This window comes from Streptomyces profundus (genome assembly GCF_020740535.1).
GTDB lineage: Bacteria > Actinomycetota > Actinomycetes > Streptomycetales > Streptomycetaceae > Streptomyces > Streptomyces profundus.
Map to the genome: position 1 here is coordinate 4,580,818 of NZ_CP082362.1, position 17,260 is coordinate 4,598,077.

The 17,260-nt window shown below is 72.5% G+C and carries 15 protein-coding genes; 4 read left to right on the plus strand and 11 right to left on the minus strand.

All coding sequences use genetic code 11. The features are described from left to right. Positions 1-51: 51 nt before the first annotated feature. Positions 52-945 carry an SCO2400 family protein gene (locus tag K4G22_RS20225; protein WP_228081702.1) on the minus strand — a complete coding sequence of 298 codons (894 nt, stop codon included), beginning with the start codon at positions 943-945 and terminating at the stop codon, positions 52-54. 248 nt (positions 946-1,193) lie between these two features. Here K4G22_RS20225 and K4G22_RS20230 point away from each other — a divergent pair, with 248 nt between their 5' ends. Further along, positions 1,194-2,018: an SOS response-associated peptidase gene (locus K4G22_RS20230; RefSeq protein ID WP_228081703.1), complete on the plus strand. Its 825-nt coding sequence runs from the start codon at positions 1,194-1,196 to the stop codon at positions 2,016-2,018. On the opposite strand, the gene K4G22_RS20235 is transcribed toward K4G22_RS20230, so the two are convergent. After that, positions 2,005-2,625, minus strand: a complete 621-nt coding sequence (locus K4G22_RS20235; RefSeq protein ID WP_228081704.1) for a riboflavin biosynthesis intermediates N-glycosidase — start codon at positions 2,623-2,625, stop codon at positions 2,005-2,007. The genes K4G22_RS20230 and K4G22_RS20235 overlap by 14 nt on opposite strands. Positions 2,626-2,927: 302 nt before the next feature. Here K4G22_RS20235 and K4G22_RS20240 point away from each other — a divergent pair, with 302 nt between their 5' ends. After that, entirely contained in the window at positions 2,928-3,587 is a 660-nt protein-coding gene (locus K4G22_RS20240) for a ThuA domain-containing protein (RefSeq protein ID WP_228081705.1), read from the plus strand. A gap of 238 nt (positions 3,588-3,825) precedes the next feature. Further along, positions 3,826-6,945 (plus strand): ThuA domain-containing protein, encoded by a 3,120-nt coding sequence (locus K4G22_RS20245; protein ID WP_228081706.1) that lies wholly within the window; start codon positions 3,826-3,828, stop codon positions 6,943-6,945. Positions 6,946-7,032: 87 nt separating this feature from the next. Here the strand turns inward: K4G22_RS20245 and K4G22_RS20250 are convergent, their stop codons facing one another. Together K4G22_RS20250 and K4G22_RS20255 are read right to left on the minus strand one after the other, a co-directional pair. Beyond that, the gene (locus tag K4G22_RS20250) at positions 7,033-8,154 is read right to left on the minus strand and encodes a Gfo/Idh/MocA family protein (RefSeq protein ID WP_228081707.1); all 1,122 of its coding nucleotides are present in this window, start codon (positions 8,152-8,154) and stop codon (positions 7,033-7,035) included. Continuing rightward, on the minus strand, positions 8,151-8,918 hold the full coding sequence (locus tag K4G22_RS20255; protein WP_228081708.1) for a ThuA domain-containing protein: 768 nt from the start codon (positions 8,916-8,918) through the stop codon (positions 8,151-8,153). Before K4G22_RS20255 ends, K4G22_RS20250 begins: the two co-directional genes overlap by 4 nt. A gap of 295 nt (positions 8,919-9,213) precedes the next feature. Between K4G22_RS20255 and K4G22_RS20260 the strand changes: the two genes are divergently transcribed. Next, positions 9,214-10,233: a LacI family DNA-binding transcriptional regulator gene (locus tag K4G22_RS20260; protein ID WP_228084166.1), complete on the plus strand. Its 1,020-nt coding sequence runs from the start codon at positions 9,214-9,216 to the stop codon at positions 10,231-10,233. A gap of 40 nt (positions 10,234-10,273) precedes the next feature. Here K4G22_RS20260 and K4G22_RS20265 read toward each other — a convergent pair whose 3' ends face one another. From K4G22_RS20265 to K4G22_RS20295, 7 genes are all read right to left on the minus strand, one after another. Next, a complete protein-coding gene (locus K4G22_RS20265) occupies positions 10,274-11,317 on the minus strand; it encodes an ABC transporter substrate-binding protein (protein WP_228081709.1) in 1,044 nt (347 codons plus the stop codon). 60 nt (positions 11,318-11,377) lie between these two features. Then, the gene (locus K4G22_RS20270; RefSeq protein ID WP_425336802.1) at positions 11,378-12,214 is read right to left on the minus strand and encodes an ABC transporter ATP-binding protein; all 837 of its coding nucleotides are present in this window, start codon (positions 12,212-12,214) and stop codon (positions 11,378-11,380) included. Between the two features lie 70 nt (positions 12,215-12,284). Continuing rightward, positions 12,285-13,349 carry a FecCD family ABC transporter permease gene (locus K4G22_RS20275; RefSeq protein WP_228081710.1) on the minus strand — a complete coding sequence of 355 codons (1,065 nt, stop codon included), beginning with the start codon at positions 13,347-13,349 and terminating at the stop codon, positions 12,285-12,287. Beyond that, positions 13,346-14,404, minus strand: a complete 1,059-nt coding sequence (locus tag K4G22_RS20280) for an iron chelate uptake ABC transporter family permease subunit (RefSeq protein WP_228081711.1) — start codon at positions 14,402-14,404, stop codon at positions 13,346-13,348. Before K4G22_RS20280 ends, K4G22_RS20275 begins: the two co-directional genes overlap by 4 nt. A gap of 169 nt (positions 14,405-14,573) precedes the next feature. After that, a complete protein-coding gene (locus tag K4G22_RS20285; protein WP_228081712.1) occupies positions 14,574-15,377 on the minus strand; it encodes a helix-turn-helix domain-containing protein in 804 nt (267 codons plus the stop codon). A gap of 71 nt (positions 15,378-15,448) precedes the next feature. Then, positions 15,449-15,700, minus strand: coding sequence for a DUF6480 family protein (locus tag K4G22_RS20290; RefSeq protein ID WP_228081713.1), 252 nt, complete (start codon positions 15,698-15,700; stop codon positions 15,449-15,451). A 230-nt stretch (positions 15,701-15,930) separates the two neighbouring features. Continuing rightward, positions 15,931-17,049 carry a ferric reductase-like transmembrane domain-containing protein gene (locus K4G22_RS20295; protein ID WP_228081714.1) on the minus strand — a complete coding sequence of 373 codons (1,119 nt, stop codon included), beginning with the start codon at positions 17,047-17,049 and terminating at the stop codon, positions 15,931-15,933. Positions 17,050-17,260 lie beyond the last annotated feature (211 nt).

The following is a 17,260-nucleotide window of genomic DNA, read 5'->3' on the forward strand; positions in this document are numbered from 1 at the left end:
GCGCACCAGGGCCTTCGGCATGTCCCGCCACCGGCCCTCGGCGGCGTGGGGTCACCAGCACCAGAAGAGCACGCAGGTGTCGTCGTCCTCATCGCCGCCGCCGCCGTCATCGTCGTCCGGTGGCGTGGTGGGCTCGGGCTCCTGGGGCGGCGGGGGCTGGTCCCCCGGGTCTCCCGGGTCCCCCGGGGTCGGCTCCTCGGGCGGCTCGGGGGCCGTCGGCTCCTCGGCGGTGGGCCGGGGCTGGACGGTGCCGCCCTCTTCGACCGGCGTCGGCTCCTCGGCCGGGGGCGACGCCCCGGCGTCGGCCGACTCCTCGGGCGAGGGGTCGGACTCGGCCGCCTCGGTCGAGGGCTCGACGGTCGGCTCCCCGGGCGACCGCTCCGGGTCGGCGGACGACGACTCGTCCGTCGACCCCTCAAGCGGCGACGAGCTGACGACGGCCTCGACGTCCCGCTCCTGACCCGAGCCGCCGGTGGGCAGCACCACCTCGCCGACCTCGGCGACCGCTATCCCCAGCACCGCCAGGCCCAGCACGGCGGCCAGCAGGTAGCGGCGCCTGGTGTTGCGGCTGGCGGCGTGGCCGGCGCGCCGCCGCCCGGCCCGTCCCCCGCGCGCGGCCGGGGACGTCCTGTCGGCGTCGTCCCCGGGAGGGGCGGCGTGCGCGGCCTGGTGGGGGCGCGTCGGCGCGGCCTCGCGCTGGGACGCGGTAGGACGCGCCCGCGTCGGCGCGGGTGCGGGCTCGGCGTGCGGGGAGGGCGCGGCGTGCTGGGACCGCTCGGCCGTGGAGCCGGCCTCGGCCGTGGGTCTGGTCCCGGTCGTGGGGTCGGGAGCGTCGGCGGCGTCGCCCGAGTCGGGAGCGGACATGGACCAGGCGGCCAACTCTCCGCAGCCGGGGCAGATCAGAGCGCCGTTGATATGACGGCGACACGCTTCGCAGTAGTCCATGGCTCCCCGTTTCGTTGCGATGGACCAGTGGGGGTGGCGAACACCATAGCGTCGCCCAAACCGGCGTCCGGAGGGGGCTGCGGGGCGCCGGACGCGGTCAACCACGGGGCCAGGCCGCGGCGTTGTCCGGTCAGGGCGCCTTGCTCGGACGGGTCCTCGCAGGTCGCCCCAGGTGGTCGCGGGTGCGGCGGCGCGGAGCCCGGACGTCTGGCGCACGTTGTCAGACCGCCGCACTACGCTTGGGCGCCATGTGTGGACGGTATGCGGCGAGCAGGCGGCCCGAGGATCTGGCCGGCCTCTTCGACGTCGAGCTGCTCGACCCGGCGGAGCCCCTGTCGGCGGACTGGAACGTGGCGCCCACCAAGGAGGTGTACGCCGTTCTGGAGCGGCCGGTGAAGGAGGCGGGGCCGACGCCGGTGCGCCAGCTGCGGAAGCTCCGCTGGGGCCTGCTGCCCTCCTGGGCCAAGTCGCCGGACGGCGCCGCCCGGATGATCAACGCCAGGGCGGAGACGGTGCATGAGAAGCCGGCCTACCGCCGCCCCTTCGTGGCCCGCCGCTGTCTGCTGCCGGCCGACGGGTACTACGAGTGGGTCACCGGCGACGCCGAGCGGGTCGAGGAGGAGAAGGGCAAGCGCAAGCGCCCGAGGAAGCAGCCGTACTTCGTCACTCCGCTCGACGGCTCCGTGATGGCGCTCGCCGGGCTCTACGAGTTCTGGCGCGACTCCTCCCTCCCGGACGACCACCCCGCGGCCTGGTGGGCCACCTGCACGGTGGTCACCACGGAGGCGGAGGGCACCCCGTTGCCGGAGCGGGCCGAGGGGGAGGCCGGGGAGGGGCCGCGCACGCTGGCCGACATCCATCCCAGGATGCCGCTGGCGCTGCCGCCGGAGCGGTGGGACGCCTGGCTGGATCCGGCGCTGCGGGAGCCGGAGGGGATACGCGGCCTGCTGACCCCGCCGCCGCCCGGGTCCTTCCGCGCCTACCCGGTGTCCACGCGGGTCAGCAATGTGCGCAACAACGGCCCCGAGCTGCTGGCCGAGCTGGCGGCCCCCGAGGAGGTCACCCTGTTCTGACGTCCTCCCCTGGGGCGTCGGCGAGCGCTTCCCTGGCCGCCATCAGGGCGAAGCCCAGCAGGTTCTGTCCGCGCCAGCGGGACGGCGAGGCCGCCCGTTCGTCGTCCGCCGTCAGGCCGATGCCCCAGATCCGGTCGAGGGGGCTCGCCTCGACGAGCACCCGGCCCGAGGTGGAGAGCAGGTAGTCGCGGAGTTCCGGGTGCTGGCCGAACTTCGCCGTGCTGGCCCGGACGACGATGGCGAAGCGTCGGGCGTGCCAGGTCTCCTCGTCGAAGGAGGAGACCTGCCGGCCCAGGTCCTTGGCCGCCCCTGGGTGCGGCGCCGCGAGGACGCGGGCGGCCGTCTCCTCGTCCCCGAAGAGCCGCGCCTTGGCCGCCATCATGTAGTGCTCGGCGCTCGGGTAGGCGACGCCCTCGACGGTGAACGGGACGGGCCACCACTGGCTGAGGCACCAGGGCCCTGGGCCCGCGCCCGGGCGGGCGCGATGCCCCCAGAAGTAGAGGTACTTGAGACGCTGCCCGTGCTGCCCGTGCTGTTCCCGCTGTTCCCGCTGTTCGAGACGGCACAGCTCCCGGAGGTCGCGGGGCGGCGGTTCGATGGAGCCCATGCCGTCAGCCTGACAGGGCCGCCGCCGGCCAGGCCACGCATTAAGCCCCGAGCCCGTGCCTGGCCGCCGGTGCCGCCCCGCGCCGCCCCCGCCACCGCGCCAGCCCGCCCCGCGCCGGGCCCCGCCAACCGGACAGTACCGATTATTTTCGAAATGTTTCCCGGGACTCGGTGCGAAGTCTTGACGGCCCCGACAGCGCTTTCTACAGTTCTCGCGCGGTAAGCGATTTTTTTCGAAATATTTCGATCGCGTGGCATGGCAGGCGACGGGAACAGCGCAGCGTGAAAGGAGCGGGGAACCCTATGGCCCCCGGAAGGCGGCAGGTGCTCGTGGTGCGCGGTGGCTGGGAGGGTCACCAGCCCCGAGAGACCACCAACCTCTTCATGTCCTTCCTCCGCGAGAACGGCTTTCGGATCCTGGTCGAGGAGTCCCTGGAGGTCTACGAGGACGAGAAACTGCTCGCCCAGACGGACCTGATCGTGCAGTGCTGGACGCTGGGCGACATCACCCGGGCGGAGAGCGAGGGCCTGGCCGCCGCCGTGCGCGGCGGCACCGGCTTCGCCGGGTGGCACGGCGGGATCCTGGACGCCTTCCCCGGCGAGCCGTCCTACCGGCTGCTGGTCGGCGGTCAGGCGGTGGTGGACATGCCGGGCCCCGACCGGCAGCGGGTGCGGCTCTCCGGCGAGCACCCCGACCATCCCGTCATCGCCGGACTGCGGGACTTCGACGTGCCGACCCCGCCCTACTGGGTGCACGCCGACCCGCTGAACGACGTGCTGGCGACCGTCACCTTCGAGGCGGACGAGGCCAGGGAACGCCCCGTCGCCATCCCCGCGGTGTGGACCAGGCGGTGGGGACGGGGACGGGTCTTCGTCTCCACCATCGGCCACGGCCTCGACGACTTCGCCGTCCCCGAGGTGCGCGCCATCACCGAGCGCGGCCTGCTGTGGGGCAGCCGCTGACCGAGGCCCGACCTGGCCGCCCCCGCCCCCGCCCCCTGGCCAGGTGACCGACCAGAGCCGTCCACCCGCGTAGCCCCCTACCCGCAGACTTCCCGCCCGTGGCCCCGCCGCGCGGCGGGGGACCGGGCTGGTCCGGCCCCTGGCCGACCCACCCGCCCAGCAGGGTCCTCACGCCCGGGGAGCCGCCCCGGAACCGCGAAGGAGCCCAACACCCCCACCTGTTCAGTGAGGAGCAGTGTTGAGAGCAAAAGCCCAGCGAACGCTCAGACCAGCGGCGCGCGTGGCCGCCGTCTCCCTGGCCCTACTGGTGGGTGCCGGCGTCGCCGTCGCGCACCCGGGCCATGGAGCTGAGACCTTCAACGCCCTCGTCTTCAGCAAGACCGAGGGTTTCCGGCACGACTCCATCCCCGCCGGGATCGCCGCCATCGAGGCGCTCGGTGACGAGCACGGTTTCGATGTCACCGCCACCGAGGACGCGGCGGTCTTCAACGACGAGGAGCTGGCTCAGTACGAGGTCGTCATCTGGCTCTCCACCACGGGTGACGTGCTGGACGACGACCAACAGGGCGCCTTCGAGCGCTATATCTCCGCGGGTGGCGGCTACGCCGGTGTGCACGCGGCGGCCGACACCGAGTACGACTGGCCCTGGTACGGCGAGTTGGTTGGCGGCTACTTCGCCGGCCACCCCGAGCCGCAGACCGCCACCATCCAGGTGGAGGACGCCGACCACCCGTCGACCGCCTCGCTGCCCGCCGAGTTCGAGCGGCACGACGAGTGGTACGACTACGCGCCCAACCCGAGGGACGACGCACGCGTCCTCGCCACGTTGGACGAGAGCAGCTACAACGGCGGCACCATGGGGGACGATCACCCGATCTCCTGGTGCAAGGACGTCGACTCGGGGCGCGCCTGGTACACGGGCATGGGCCACACCCAGGAGTCCTTCGAGGAGCCCGAGTTCCTCGCGCATCTGCTCGGCGGCATCCAGTCCGCGGCCGGTGTGGTGGCGGCCGACTGCGCCGGCTCCACCGAGCCGCTGGACGAGGGCTTCGAGAAGGTGACGCTGGACGACAACACCAGCAACCCGATGGAGCTGGCGGTCGCCGACGACGGCCGCGTCTTCTACATCGACCGCAACGGCGCCGTGAAGGTGATCGGCACGGACGGCTCGGTGGCCACCGCCGGCACGCTCGCCGTCTACACCGGGCAGGAGTTCGGTCTGCTGGGCATCGCCCTGGACCCGGGCTTCGCCGACAACGGCTGGCTCTACCTCTACTACTCGCCGGCCGGCACCGAGGAGATCGACCGCGTCTCCCGGTTCACCGTCCAGGGCGACACGCTGGACCCGGCGAGCGAGCAGGTGGTCCTGGAGGTCGGCACCCAGCGTCAGGAGTGCTGCCACGCCGGTGGGGCCCTGGAGTTCGACACCCAGGGCAACCTCTACATCGCGACCGGCGACAACACCAACCCGTTCGCCTCGGACGGCTACACGCCGATCGACGAGCAGGAGGGGCGTGCCGCCTGGGACGCGCAGGGCACCTCGGCCAACAGCGCGGTGCTCAACGGGAAGGTGCTGCGCATCACCCCGCAGCCGGACGGGAGTTACACCATCCCCGACGGGAACCTCTTCGCCGAGGGCACGGAGAACGCCAGGGCCGAGATCTATGCCATGGGCTTCCGCAACCCGTTCCGGATCGGCATCGACCCGACCACCGACGGCCTCTACGTCGCCGACTACGGGCCCGACGCCGGCAATGTGAGCGAGGACCGGGGCCCCGACGGCCGGGTCGAGTGGAACATCGTCAACGAGCCGGGCTTCTACGGCTGGCCCTACTGCGTCGGCGACAACACCCCGTACATCGACTACGACTTCGCCACCAGCACCTCGGGCGACGCGTTCGACTGTGCGGCGCCGGTCAACGACTCGCCGAACAACACCGGGGTGACGGAGCTTCCGGCCGCCATCCCGGCGGAGCTGTGGATGGGCAAGTCCACCACGGGCTCGCCGGAGATCGGCGGCAGCGGCGCCCCGATGACCAGCGGTGCCTACGCCTTCGACCCGGAGCTCGACTCGGACCGCAAGTGGCCGGCGGACTTCGACGGCAACGTGGTGTTCGCCGACTGGAACGACAGCCGGCTGTTCTCCCTCCAGCTCGACGACGCGCGTGACTCGGTCACCGAGGTGACGCGGATCTTCGAGGACATCGGCTTCAACCGTCCGCACGCCCTGGAGTTCGGCCCCGACGGCGCGCTCTACATCATCGAGTGGGGCAGCGGCTTCGGCGGCGACAACAGCGACTCCGGCGTCTACCGCCTCGACTACGTGCAGGGGAACCGTTCCCCCGTCGCGAAGATCACCGCGGACCGCACCTCGGGGCCCGCTCCGCTGGAGGTCAACTTCGACTCCGAGGGGTCGCACGACCCGGACGGCACACCCGTGACGTTCGCGTGGGACTTCGACGGTGACGGCACCGTGGACAGCACCGAGGCGACGGGCAGTCACACCTACACCGAGCCGGGCGGGTACACCGCGCGGCTCACCGTGACCGACGCCGACGGCAGCTCCGCGGTGTCCAACCTGACCATCGTGTCGGGCAACACCGCTCCGGTGATCGAGGTCACCGCCCCGGTCGACGGCGGGTACTTCGACTTCGGCGACACCATCGCCTACGAGGTGTCCGTCACCGACGCGGAGGACGGCGAGGTCGACTGCCAGGACGTGGTGGTGCAGCCCGGGCTCGGCCATGACGAGCACTCCCACGGCTACGAGCAGTACCGGGGGTGCTCCGGCACCTTCCCGCTGCCCGGCGACGAGGGGCACATCGGTGCCAACATCTTCGGCACCGTCACCGTCACCTACACCGACCAGGGCAACGGCGACGCTCCGGCGCTGACCACCCAGGAGGTGCTGGTGCTCCAGCCCAAGCACCGGGAGGCCGAGTACTTCGACAGCACCGGCCGGATCGAGTCCGCCGGCGGCGGCGGTGACCCGGGCGTCTCGATCGAGGACACCGGCGACTCGGCCGGCGGTGGCAAGAACATCGGCCATATCGACGACGGTGACTGGTGGGCCTGGGAGCCGGCCAACCTCACCAACATCGACGAGATCGGTCTGCGCGCGGCCACCAACCAGCTGGGCGCGACCGTCGAGGTCCGCACCGGGAACCCGGACACCGGGCCGACGGTGGCGACCATCGAGATGGAGTCCACCGGTGACTGGCAGGTCTACCAGGACTTCACCGGTGCGGTGAGCGGCGACTCGGTGACCGAGAGCGGCACGCTGTACTTCGTCAAGACGACCGGCGAACTCAACGTCAACTGGGTTGAGTTCATCGGTCAGGGCATCACCGAGGACTGAGCCCTCGTGATCCGCCCGCACTCGGGTTCCGCCCGGTCGTCCCCCTTCGGGGGCGGCCGGGCGGGCCCTGGTGGCCGGTTCGCCGGGTCAGCCGAGCGCGGCCACCGCGGACGGCCAGCCGGCCAGCCGCTCCCGTTCCACGGCGCCGGCCGTGGCCAACGCCTCCCGGTGGGCGGCCTCCAGCAGGTCGCCGATCACCACCCGCCGGTCCCGCGTCGCGGACTCGACCGCGGCGCACACCATGGCCAGCGTCCACACGTTGTCGTGCACCTCGCCCATCGGGGTGTGCCCGGTGCGCAGCGCGCGGACGAACTCGGCGAGCGAGCCGGCGATCCCCTTCCCCGCCGGCCTCTTCACCTCGGCGTCCGGGCCGGGCGACGGGGCGCCTTCGACCAGCGGCGGCCCCGTGCCGTCCCACAGCGCCGAGCCGTGTTCGGCGCTCAGCCGCCAGCGGCCGTTCCACGAGGTCTCGGCGCCCGGGCTGCACCAACTGCCGGTGTAGACATAGCGCGCGCCGTTCGCCATCTCGAAGACGGCGGTCGCGCCCGCGTCGCCCTCGTACCAGCTCCAGGGCGGGTTGTACGACGCGCAGTGGACCGCGATCGGCGCCGCGTCCACCAGCCATCTGGCGGTGTCGAACGCGTGGATCGCCATGTCCACCAGCAGCGGCTGCGCCATGGTCTCGCGGAAACCGCCGAACGTGGGCGCCCGGAAGAACTCCGTGCCGAGCACGCCGATCCGGCCGAGCCCCCTGGCTCGCTCCCTGAGGGCGAACAGCTCCGGGTGGTAGCGCCTGGACTGGCTGACCATCAGGAGCCGGCCGGTCGCCTCCGCGGCGGCGGTCAGCCGCAGCGCCTCGGGGAGCGTCCCGGCCAGCGGCTTCTCGCCCAGCACCGGCAGCCCGAGCGACAGTGCCTGGAGGGTCACCGGCAGATGCGCCTCCGGCACGGTGACGTCGATGACGGCGTCCGGACGGGTCCGCCGGGCCAGCGCGGCGAGGTCGGTGGAGACCGGCACCTCGGCGCGGCCCGCTTCCGCCAGCGCCGCCGTCGCCTTGGCCGGGGTGAGATCGACCAGCCCGACCAGCGCGGTGTCCTGGGCCTCCAGCACCGCGCGCAGCCAGGCGCGGCCCATGGCGCCGGCCCCCACCACCAGCACCCGCAGCGGTGCGCCGTCGTCGGGCAGGGTGGCGAACCGGGCTCCGGTCACGCCGTCCCGCCGCCGTTCTCGAACCAACCGGCCTCGCTGTGAGTGAGCCGGGGCACCGCGCTGATCGCTTCGGGGGCGGCCCAGGCGACGGCGTTGGCGATCACCCGCCGCACCTGCGGATGGTGGTAGACGGGGTACTCCTGGTCGCCGGGGCTGAAGTAGAAGATCCGGCCCTTCCCGCGCCGGAACGTGCAGCCGCTGCGGAAGACCTCGCCGCCCGTGAAGGAGCTGACGAAGACGAGCTCCTCGGGCGCGGGTATGTCGAAGAACTCGCCATAGGTCTCCTGCTGGTCGATGACGATCGGATGATCCACCCCGGCGGCGATCGGATGGGTGGGGGCGACGGTCCACACCAGCTCGCGTTCCGCGGCGTTGCGCCAGCGCAGGGTGCAGGTGGTGCCCATGAGCCGGGTGAAGATCTTCGACCAGTGCCCGGAGTGCAGCACGATCAGGCCCATGCCGGCGAGGACCCGGCGGTGGACCCGGGTCACCACCTCGTCCGACACCTCGCGGTGGGTCAGCTGCCCCCACCAGGTCAGCACGTCGGTCTCGGCGAGCGCCTCCTGGGTCAGCCCGTGCTCGGGATCGTCGAACGTGGCGGTGCGCACCAGGACCCGCTGGCCCAGATGCTCCTCGATCCCCTCGGCGACGGCGCCGTGGATGCCGTGCGGATATCTCTTGGCGACCTCGGGGTCCAGCTGTTCGTGGCGGCCCTCGTTCCATACGGTGACACGCAGCGGCGGGGGGAGTGACGGTGACGACATGGGCTCTCCAGTCGGGAGTACCGCTCAAGGTCGCGCCCCGCGTCGGCAGCGGGCCGGGCGTGGGAGTCGGCACGGTGTCGATCAGTTTTCGAAAACAAGTCGTAGGGAAGCTAGATGTCGGGCGTCGGCCCGTCAAGACATGGGAGGGGACGGGACCTGGTCACCGTCCGTGGCCGCGCTGCCTGGGCGGCCGGCTCCTGGGGGACGGCGTCCGTGCGGGCCCTGGGCTTCCTCGGATTACAGTGTCTCGAAAAGTATCGGAAGAGCAGAGAATGGACTCGTGACCGAAAGCAGGATGCCCCGCCCCACGCTGGCGCACATCGCCGAGATGGCGGGCGTGTCGATCTCCACCGTCTCCAAGGTGCTCAACGGACGGGACGACGTCTCGCGGGACACCAGGACCAAGGTCGACGACGCGCTGCGCCGGCACCACTATGTGCGCCGTGGCACGTCCGCGTCCGAGCCCGGGATCCGCACCGTGGATCTGGTGCTGAGCGGGCTCGACGGCTCCTGGCCGGCCAGTGTCGCCAGCGGCATGGAGGCGGCGGCGTACGAGGCGGGCGTGCATGTGGCGATCTCCGTCGCCCGCTCGTCCGAGGCGGCCACCAACCACCGGGCGCAGGACTGGGTGGACCGGGTGCTGGAGCGCGGCAGCGCGGGTGTGGTGCTGGGGCTGATCGAGCCCAGCCAGGACCAGTTGGGGCGGCTGGCCCAGGCGCGGGTGCCCTGTGTGGTCATCGATCCGCTGAGCGATCCGCCGCCGGACGTGATGTCGGTGGGCACCACCAACTGGGCGGGCGCCTACGAGGCGACCACTCATCTGCTGCAACGGGGGCACCGGAACATCGCGCTGGTCACGGGGCCGCCGCACCATCTGTACGCCCGGGCCAGGATGGCGGGTTACCGCTCCGCGATGGCGGCGGCGGGGCTCGACGTAGCCCCGGAGCAGGTGCGGCACGGCACCTATGACCGGGCCAGCGGCGCCGAGCAGGTGCGGGCGCTGCTGGAGCTGCCCGACCGGCCGACCGCCATGTTCATCTGCTCGGACCATATGACCATCGGTGGCTATGAGGCCATCGCCGGCGCCGGCCTTCGGGTGCCCGACGACATCAGCGTGGTGGGCTTCGACGATCTGCCGGAGGCGCGTTGGGTCTCCCCCGCGCTCACGACGGTGCGTCAGCCGCTGAAGGAGATGGGCGGCAGCGCCCTGCGCACGCTGGTCCGGCTGATGAACGGCGAGAAGCCGGAGAGCCCCCGCGTCGAACTGGCCACCACCCTGGTGGTGCGGGACAGCACCGCCCCGGCCCGAAGCTGAGGCACGGGGCGGCGTCTCCCGCGCGTGGCCGGTCGACCGCTCAGTCGGTGGCGACGGCCGAGGCCAGTTGGGGCAGCAGTCCGTCGAGCGCCAGCGGGATGGAGAGCACGCTGGCCGCGCTGAACGCCTGGGAGATCTCGCCCTCGCCGTCCAGGAAGACGGCGCGGTCGTCCCTGACCACCTGGAGGGACTGGAGCAGCGGGTCGTCGAGCAGCTCGTCCAGGGTGTAGCCGATGGGGAAGAGCACCGCGAGCTCGGCGTCCAGCACCTCCACCTGCTCGGTCGCGACCGGCGCGTAGAAGCCCTCGGACGACGGGAGTTCGGCGACGGGCTGGTGCAGTTCGAAGCCGAGCTGGGCCAGCAGGTCGAAGCGCGCGTCGCCCGGCAGGCTGGCTCCGTACGCCTCGCCGAACTTGGATCCGGTGACCGCGCCGACCCCCTCGAACTCGGGGTGTTCGGCGGCGGCCTCGGCGATCCGCTCCTCGACCTCGGTCACCAGCCGCTCGCCGTCCTCCTCCCGGCCGAGCGCCTCGGCGACCAGCCTGGTCTGCGTCTCCCACGGGGTGGCGTAGGCCGGGGTGTCGGCGGGGGGCGAGACGGTGGGCGCGATGGAGGAGAGCCGCTCGTACTGCTCCTCGTCGTTGGCGGAGCGCGTGTTGAGGATCAGATCCGGCTCAAGCGACTGGATCTGCTCGTAGTTGAGCGCCTGGTTAACGTTCTCGATCACCTCGGGGGTCTCAGCCCCGAAGAGTTCGCTGGCCCAGGGGCCCACGCCCTTCTGCTCCTCGCCGAAGCCGAGCCAGTCGTAGACGGCGACGGGGGTGACGCCGAGCGCCAGCGCCGCCTCGGCGTCCGACCAGCCGAGCGCGACCACGGTCAGCTCGCCGTCCTCGGGCCGCGGGATGTCCACGGTGCCGAACGTGGTCTCCACCGAGGCGAGCAGCTCACCGCCGCCGGCCGCGTTGTCGGTGGCGCCGTCGCCCTCGCCGTCGTCGTCGCTTGAGCAGGCGGTCAGCAGCAGCCCGAGCGCGGCGGCGCCGGCGGCGACGGCCGTGGCACGGGGGAAGCGGATCAGGGAGTTCATGGCGTGACGGTCCTTCGGGTGAGAGGGGCGGAGGGGTACGGGGTGCGGAGGCGCGCGGGTTCAGAGGCGGGGGCGCCAGGGCCGGTCGGCGCGGGGGATCACCAGCGGGGTGCCGGTCTCCGGATCGTCGATGACCCGTGCGGGAACGCCGAAGACCTCGGCGACCAGCCGCTCGGTGACGACCTCGCCCGGCGCTCCCCGCTCGACGATCCGGCCGTCCTTCATGGCGATCAGATGGGTGGCGTATCTGGCGGCCTGGTTGAGGTCGTGCAGCACGACCACCAGGGTCCGGCCCTCCCGGTGCAGTTGGGCGCAGAGATCCAGCACGTCCAGCTGGTGGGCCAGGTCGAGGAAGGTGGTCGGCTCGTCCAGGAGCAGCAGGTCGGTCTGCTGCGCCAGCACCATCGCGATCCACACCCGTTGGCGCTGCCCGCCGGAGAGTTCCTCCACCAGCCGGCTGGAGAGCGGCGTCAGCCCGGTGGCTGCCAGCGCGTCCCGGACGGCGGCCTCGTCCCTGGTGGACCAGGGCCGGAGCGGCGACTGGTGCGGATGCCGTCCCCTGGAGACCAGATCGACCACGGTGATGCCGTCGGGCGCGGTGGGGCTCTGCGGCAACTGGCCCAGCCTGCGGGCCAGTTCCTTGGTCTTCAGCCGCGCGATGTCCTCGTCCGCCAGGAGGACCAGGCCGGCCTCCGGGCGCAGCAGCCGCGCCAGGGCCCGCAGCAGGGTGCTCTTGCCGCAGGCGTTGGGACCCACGATCACCGTGAACGAGTTGTCCGGGATGTCCACGTCGAGGTCGGTCAGGATGGTGCGCCGGTCGTATCCGGCGGTCAGCCCGCGGGCGCCGAGCGGCGCGCCGCCGGGGCCCGCTTCGGGTGGGAGGAGGGTGTCGGTCAACGTCTCGGCCTCGGTCAACGTGTCGGTCCTGGTCGCGGTCGGGGGCGGTGCGGGGCGGTCGTCGGGCTCATCACGCCGTTCCCCTTCGGGAGGATGACCACAGCAGCCAGACCAGATAGGCACCGCCAAGGCAGACGGTGACCACGCCGACCGGCAGCTGGGACGGGGCGATCACGGTGCGGGCGATCAGGTCCCCGCAGGTCAGCAGCAGCGCGCCCATGGCGGCGGCCGGCAGCAGCCGGACCCCGCCGGCCCTCGTCAGCCGCATCGCCAGCTGGGGCGCGACCAGCGCGACAAAGGCGATCGGCCCGGCCACCGCCGTGACCACGGCCGTGAGCCCGATGCCCACCAGCAGCATCGCCAGCCGGGTCCGCTCGACCGGCACGCCCAGGGCCCGCGCCGCGTCGTCGCCCAGTTCGAGCAGCCGCATCCGGCCGGTCAGCACCAGACCGGCCGGCAGCAGCAGCGCCGCGGCGATCAGCACCGGCCACACCTCGGACCAGCCCACGTCGTTGAACGAGCCCGCGCCCCAGGTGGCGGCGGCGATGGCATCCTCACGCCGGAGGTTGACCAGCAGATAGCTGTTGAGGGAGGTGAGCAGCGCGCTCACCCCGACGCCGACGACGATCAGCCGATAGCCCTGGACGCCGTGGCGGAACGCGAGCACATAGACCAGCAGCCCGGTGCCGATGCCGCCGAGCAGGGCGCCCGCGGTGGTGCCGAGCTCGCTGCCGCCGATCAGCAGCGCGGCGAGCAGCGTGCCGGTGTAGGCGCCGGCGTTGAAGCCGATGATGTCGGGGCTGCCCAGCGGATTGCGGGTGAGGGACTGGAAGATCGCTCCGCTGGCGCCCAGCGCCGCGCCGCCGAGCAGCCCGATCAGCGCGCGTGGCAGCCGCCATTCCCGCACGACCCGGGTGACCCCTTCGTCGGCGTCGCCGGCCAGGGCGGCCAGCACCTCGCTCGGCGCGATGGCCAGTTCGCCGATGGTCAGCGACCAGAGGCAGACGGCGAGCGCGACGAGCGCCAGCAGCGCGCTGACGGCGGCGACCCGCAGGTCGACCCGGGCCCAGGCGTCGGGCCAGGGCAGGCGCAGCAGCCGGGTGCGCGCCGGCCAGATCCGTTCGGTCGTGTTCACCGCGCGCCCCCTGGGCGCCGGCGGGTGAGCGCGATCAGCAGCGGCGCGCCCAGGAAGGCGGTGACGACGCCGACCGGCAGCTCGGCCGGGACCAGCACCCGGCCCAGGATGTCGGCGGCGAGGAAGAGGACCGGCGCCGCCAGCAGGCTGGCCGGCAGTATCCGCCGCAGATCGGGCCCGACGACGGCGCGGACGCCGTGTGCGACCAGCAGTCCGAGGAACGAGATGGGCCCCGCGGCGGCGGTCGCCGCGCCGCAGAGCAGCGTCACCGCGAGCAGGCCGGTCAGCCGGGTGGTCACCACCCTGGTGCCGAGCGAGGCCGCCGCGTCGTCGCCCAGCGCCAGGCTGTTGAGCGAGCGGGGCAGCGCCAGCGCCAGCAGCGTGCCGGCGCCCACAAACGGCAGGATCGCGAGGACGGTGTCCCACTGCCGCCCCTGGAGGGAGCCGACCTGCCAGAACCTGACGCGGTCGAAGGTCTCGGGATCGATCAGGGTGACGGCGAAGGCGAGGCCGCTGAGCACGGCGCCCACGGCGACGCCGGTGAGCACCAGCTTCGCCGCGCCGTGCGAGCCACGGCCGCCGGTGCCGACCGTGTACACGAGCACCGCGGTCGCGGCGGCGCCGGCCAGCGCGAGCCAGACCTGGCGGTCGGTGCCGTTCACCCCCAGGAACGCGGCGCCGAACGCGACGGCCGCGTAGGCGCCGGCGTTGACGCCGAGCAGCCCGGGGTCGGCCAGCGGGTTGCGGGTCAGGGCCTGCATGACGGCGCCGGCCAGGCCGAGGGCGGCCCCGACCAGCAGCGCCAGTACGGTCCTCGGCACCCGGTACTCGCGGATCAGCAGCTCCGTCGTGGTGTCCCCGCTGCCGCGCCCGAGCAGGGCGTCGATGGTTTCGGCGATGCCGATCGACCCCGAGCCGACCAGCAGGCTGGCCGCGACCAGCGCGATCAGCAGCAGCGAACAGCCCAGCACGACGGCGCGCGCGCCGGGGCGCGAAGGCCGCTCGCGCGCCAGGTCAGCGTCCTGCGCGACGGCGGGCGACGCCGTGGGTGGCATGCTCGTGCTCCGGGGCGGTGAAGGGGACAACGGGGGAGTGCGGGGAGGAACAGGGGTCAACGGGGCGATCCAACAAGGGAACCGCCCTTGAAGTTAGGTTAGGCATCCCTAAGTGGGCTCATCGTATGCGGGGCCCCCAAGTGGCGCAATCGCGCCGATGTGACGCCGGCTATCGCGGATCGGACAGCTGCGCCTGGTGGTGCGCGCTCGGCGCATGGCCGGTCACCCGCCGAAAGGCGACGGTGAACGCGCTCGGGCTGGTGTAGCCCACGGCCCGCGCCACCTCGGCCACCGGGGTTCCCCCGGCCAGCAGCGCGAGCGCCAGATGCACCCGGAGCACCGCACGCCACGCGGAGAAGCTCAGCCCGGTGGAGTCGGCGAAGGCGCGGGCCAGCGTCCGGGTGCTCACCCCGAGCTGCGCGGCCCAGTCGGCCAGGCCGCGCTCGTCGGCCGGATCGGCCGCGACGGCCGCCGCGATCTCCCGGACCCTGGGGTCGTCCGGCAGCACCACATGGTGGTCACGTGGGGCCGGACGCAGCAGGTCGAAGACGACCGCCTCGGCCCGCGCCCTGGCGTCCGGGGCGAGCTCGGCGTCCGTCAGATGCAGCAGCAGCTCGTGGAGCAGCGGAGTGACCTCGACCGGGACCGGCTCACGTGGCACATCGGTGGCGGCGGACGGGGCGAAGAAGCCGGCGTGGTAGCTGGTGCCGTCCGCCGCGCTGCCGGCGTGTCCGACGCCGGCCGGTATCCACAGGCCGACCCGCGTCGGCAGCGCCCAACGCCGGGCGCCGATCGAGACGTTGAGCACCCCCCGCACGCTCCAGATCAGCTCGTGCACCGGGTGGCTGTGCGCGGTCCAGCGGGTGGGGCGGGTCAGCGTCTCGGCCTCGCCGACGATGCCGAACGGGATGCGCGGCTCGCCCGCCGGGCTCCTCGTCTCGGTGCCCACCACGCGCCGCGCGCCGCCGCCCATCGCCGTCCCCCTCCACGCGCCGCCCTGTTTCGGCCAGCCAGCGTAGCCGGGGGCGCCGGCCGGACAGGCCCTCAGTCGATCCAGATCCAGATCGCGTAGACGACGAAGAACGCCACGAAGAGCGCCGTCAGCACCCAGACGGCGGTGAGCGGCACGGCGGCCCAGCCCCTGCTCGGGGCGGGCTCCTCGTCGGGGCCTGTGAACGAGGTGCCGCTCTCCGCCGGCGGCGTCTCGCCCGGCGCGGTCTCACCGACGCGGCCTGGGGCGCCCGGACGGTACCCGGGCGTGTGATCCGGATCGGGATCCGGGTTCGGGTCAGTCATGGCCGACGGGTACCAACCTGGACGGTTACTACACCCGACGCCGTCCGGAAAGCGGAAACAACGCGGCGGAGAGGGGCGGCGACGAAATCGCCGGGAACTTTCTCCCGCTTCCAGGCGACACCGCCGAAGGATCTTTTCGCGCCCTCGGGCATTTCCCCGTCCAGGGCCCGGCGGTAATTCCCGACGGGCGAAAAAGGGCGCAAGGAAAACCGTTGTCAGGTGACGCGACGTCAACTCCGGTCGGCCGGGGAGGTCGCCGCCGGCTCCTCGTCCTGGGCGGGCTTTCGGGTGCCGGCGTTCCCGCGAGGGCGCAGGCGGATGACGACGGCGACGACGGCCAGCGTGAACAGCAGCAGGCCCAGCCAGAGCACCCACTTCTCCGGCCAGGGCGGCGGGGAGGAACCGCCCTCGGGGGAGCGACCGCCGTCGATGCCGGTGACGACGACCGCCACCAGGCCGAGGAGGGTGGCCCCCACCACGATCCGGCCGGCCAGCCGCGCGCTGATCGGCAACGCGCGGTCGCGGCGGCTCGACTCGCCCAGCCGGAGCCGCTCGCCCGAGCGGGCCGGGGAGAGCAGCCGCCAGAGCAGTAGACCGGCGATGGGTATCTGGGTCAGCCAGAGGAAGGTGCGGAACGGGCCGTCGTACCATGCCTGGCTGCTGTACAGCAGGGTGTGCCAGGCGCTGAGGATATAGACCACGATGACAAAGCGGTGCACGGCCAGCCACATCCGGGGGCCGGTGCGGTGGCGCAGGTAGAACGCCAGGCCCAGCGGGATGGCGAGGTAGAGCGCGAGCAGCCCGACCAGGATGGCGACCCGCCCGGTGCCGGTGGCGTATCCGCCGGGCACGAAGCTGTCGACGAAGGCCGTCCACACACTGCGCCCGAACGACCAGCTCTCCCGGTTGTCCCTGATCTGGTCGGTGAAGAAGAAGAACGCGTGCATGAACATCAGCCCGATGGTGGTCAGGCTGGTGGTGCGGTGCCACTTCTCCAGGCGGGCGGCCGGCAGCCAGCCCCAGCGGGGGCGTGGCCCCGAGCGCATCAGCCCGAACACCACGGTGATGTAGGCCCACAGCATCGCCGACCAGCCGAATGCCTGGCACATCCAGTACATCCAGAACTTGTCGGCGTCCGCGAGCATCGGCATGATCTTGATCGTCGCCGAACTGCCGTTCTCCACGCGGACATAGAGCAGCCAGTAGATCAACCCGGTGATCACCAGGGCCAGCGAGGCATCGGGCACCGCGGCCCGAAGATCGGCGCGGAGACCGGCCCAGTCGAAGCGAGCCCGGCGCTTTCGCTCCCGTTTTGGGGAGGAGACCGCCGATTCGGAGACCTCTGCCATCACACAACTCCGTTTTCCGTATGGCTCGCCGACGGGTCATCAAGGTGAATGTCCCGTGGCGACATGGTGGCCCCGCGCTCCCTGCCGTGAAGAATAACGACGTTCTCTCCGCAGAGGAAGACATCGATCCTGTTTCGGATTTCCCACAACCGACGGGAAATTGGGGGAGAAAACTGGTGGGGGGCGGGAACTTGTGCGCCGTCGGAAACGA

Coding starts and splice junctions, on each gene's coding strand:
- K4G22_RS20225 (WP_228081702.1), bottom strand. CDS start 945: ATGGACTACTGCGAAGCGTGTCGCCGTCATATCAACGGCGCTCTGATC.
- K4G22_RS20230 (WP_228081703.1), top strand. CDS start 1,194: ATGTGTGGACGGTATGCGGCGAGCAGGCGGCCCGAGGATCTGGCCGGC.
- K4G22_RS20235 (WP_228081704.1), bottom strand. CDS start 2,625: ATGGGCTCCATCGAACCGCCGCCCCGCGACCTCCGGGAGCTGTGCCGT.
- K4G22_RS20240 (WP_228081705.1), top strand. CDS start 2,928: ATGGCCCCCGGAAGGCGGCAGGTGCTCGTGGTGCGCGGTGGCTGGGAG.
- K4G22_RS20255 (WP_228081708.1), bottom strand. CDS start 8,918: ATGTCGTCACCGTCACTCCCCCCGCCGCTGCGTGTCACCGTATGGAAC.
- K4G22_RS20260 (WP_228084166.1), top strand. CDS start 9,214: ATGCCCCGCCCCACGCTGGCGCACATCGCCGAGATGGCGGGCGTGTCG.
- K4G22_RS20265 (WP_228081709.1), bottom strand. CDS start 11,317: ATGAACTCCCTGATCCGCTTCCCCCGTGCCACGGCCGTCGCCGCCGGC.
- K4G22_RS20280 (WP_228081711.1), bottom strand. CDS start 14,404: ATGCCACCCACGGCGTCGCCCGCCGTCGCGCAGGACGCTGACCTGGCG.
- K4G22_RS20285 (WP_228081712.1), bottom strand. CDS start 15,377: ATGGGCGGCGGCGCGCGGCGCGTGGTGGGCACCGAGACGAGGAGCCCG.
- K4G22_RS20290 (WP_228081713.1), bottom strand. CDS start 15,700: ATGACTGACCCGAACCCGGATCCCGATCCGGATCACACGCCCGGGTAC.
- K4G22_RS20295 (WP_228081714.1), bottom strand. CDS start 17,049: ATGGCAGAGGTCTCCGAATCGGCGGTCTCCTCCCCAAAACGGGAGCGA.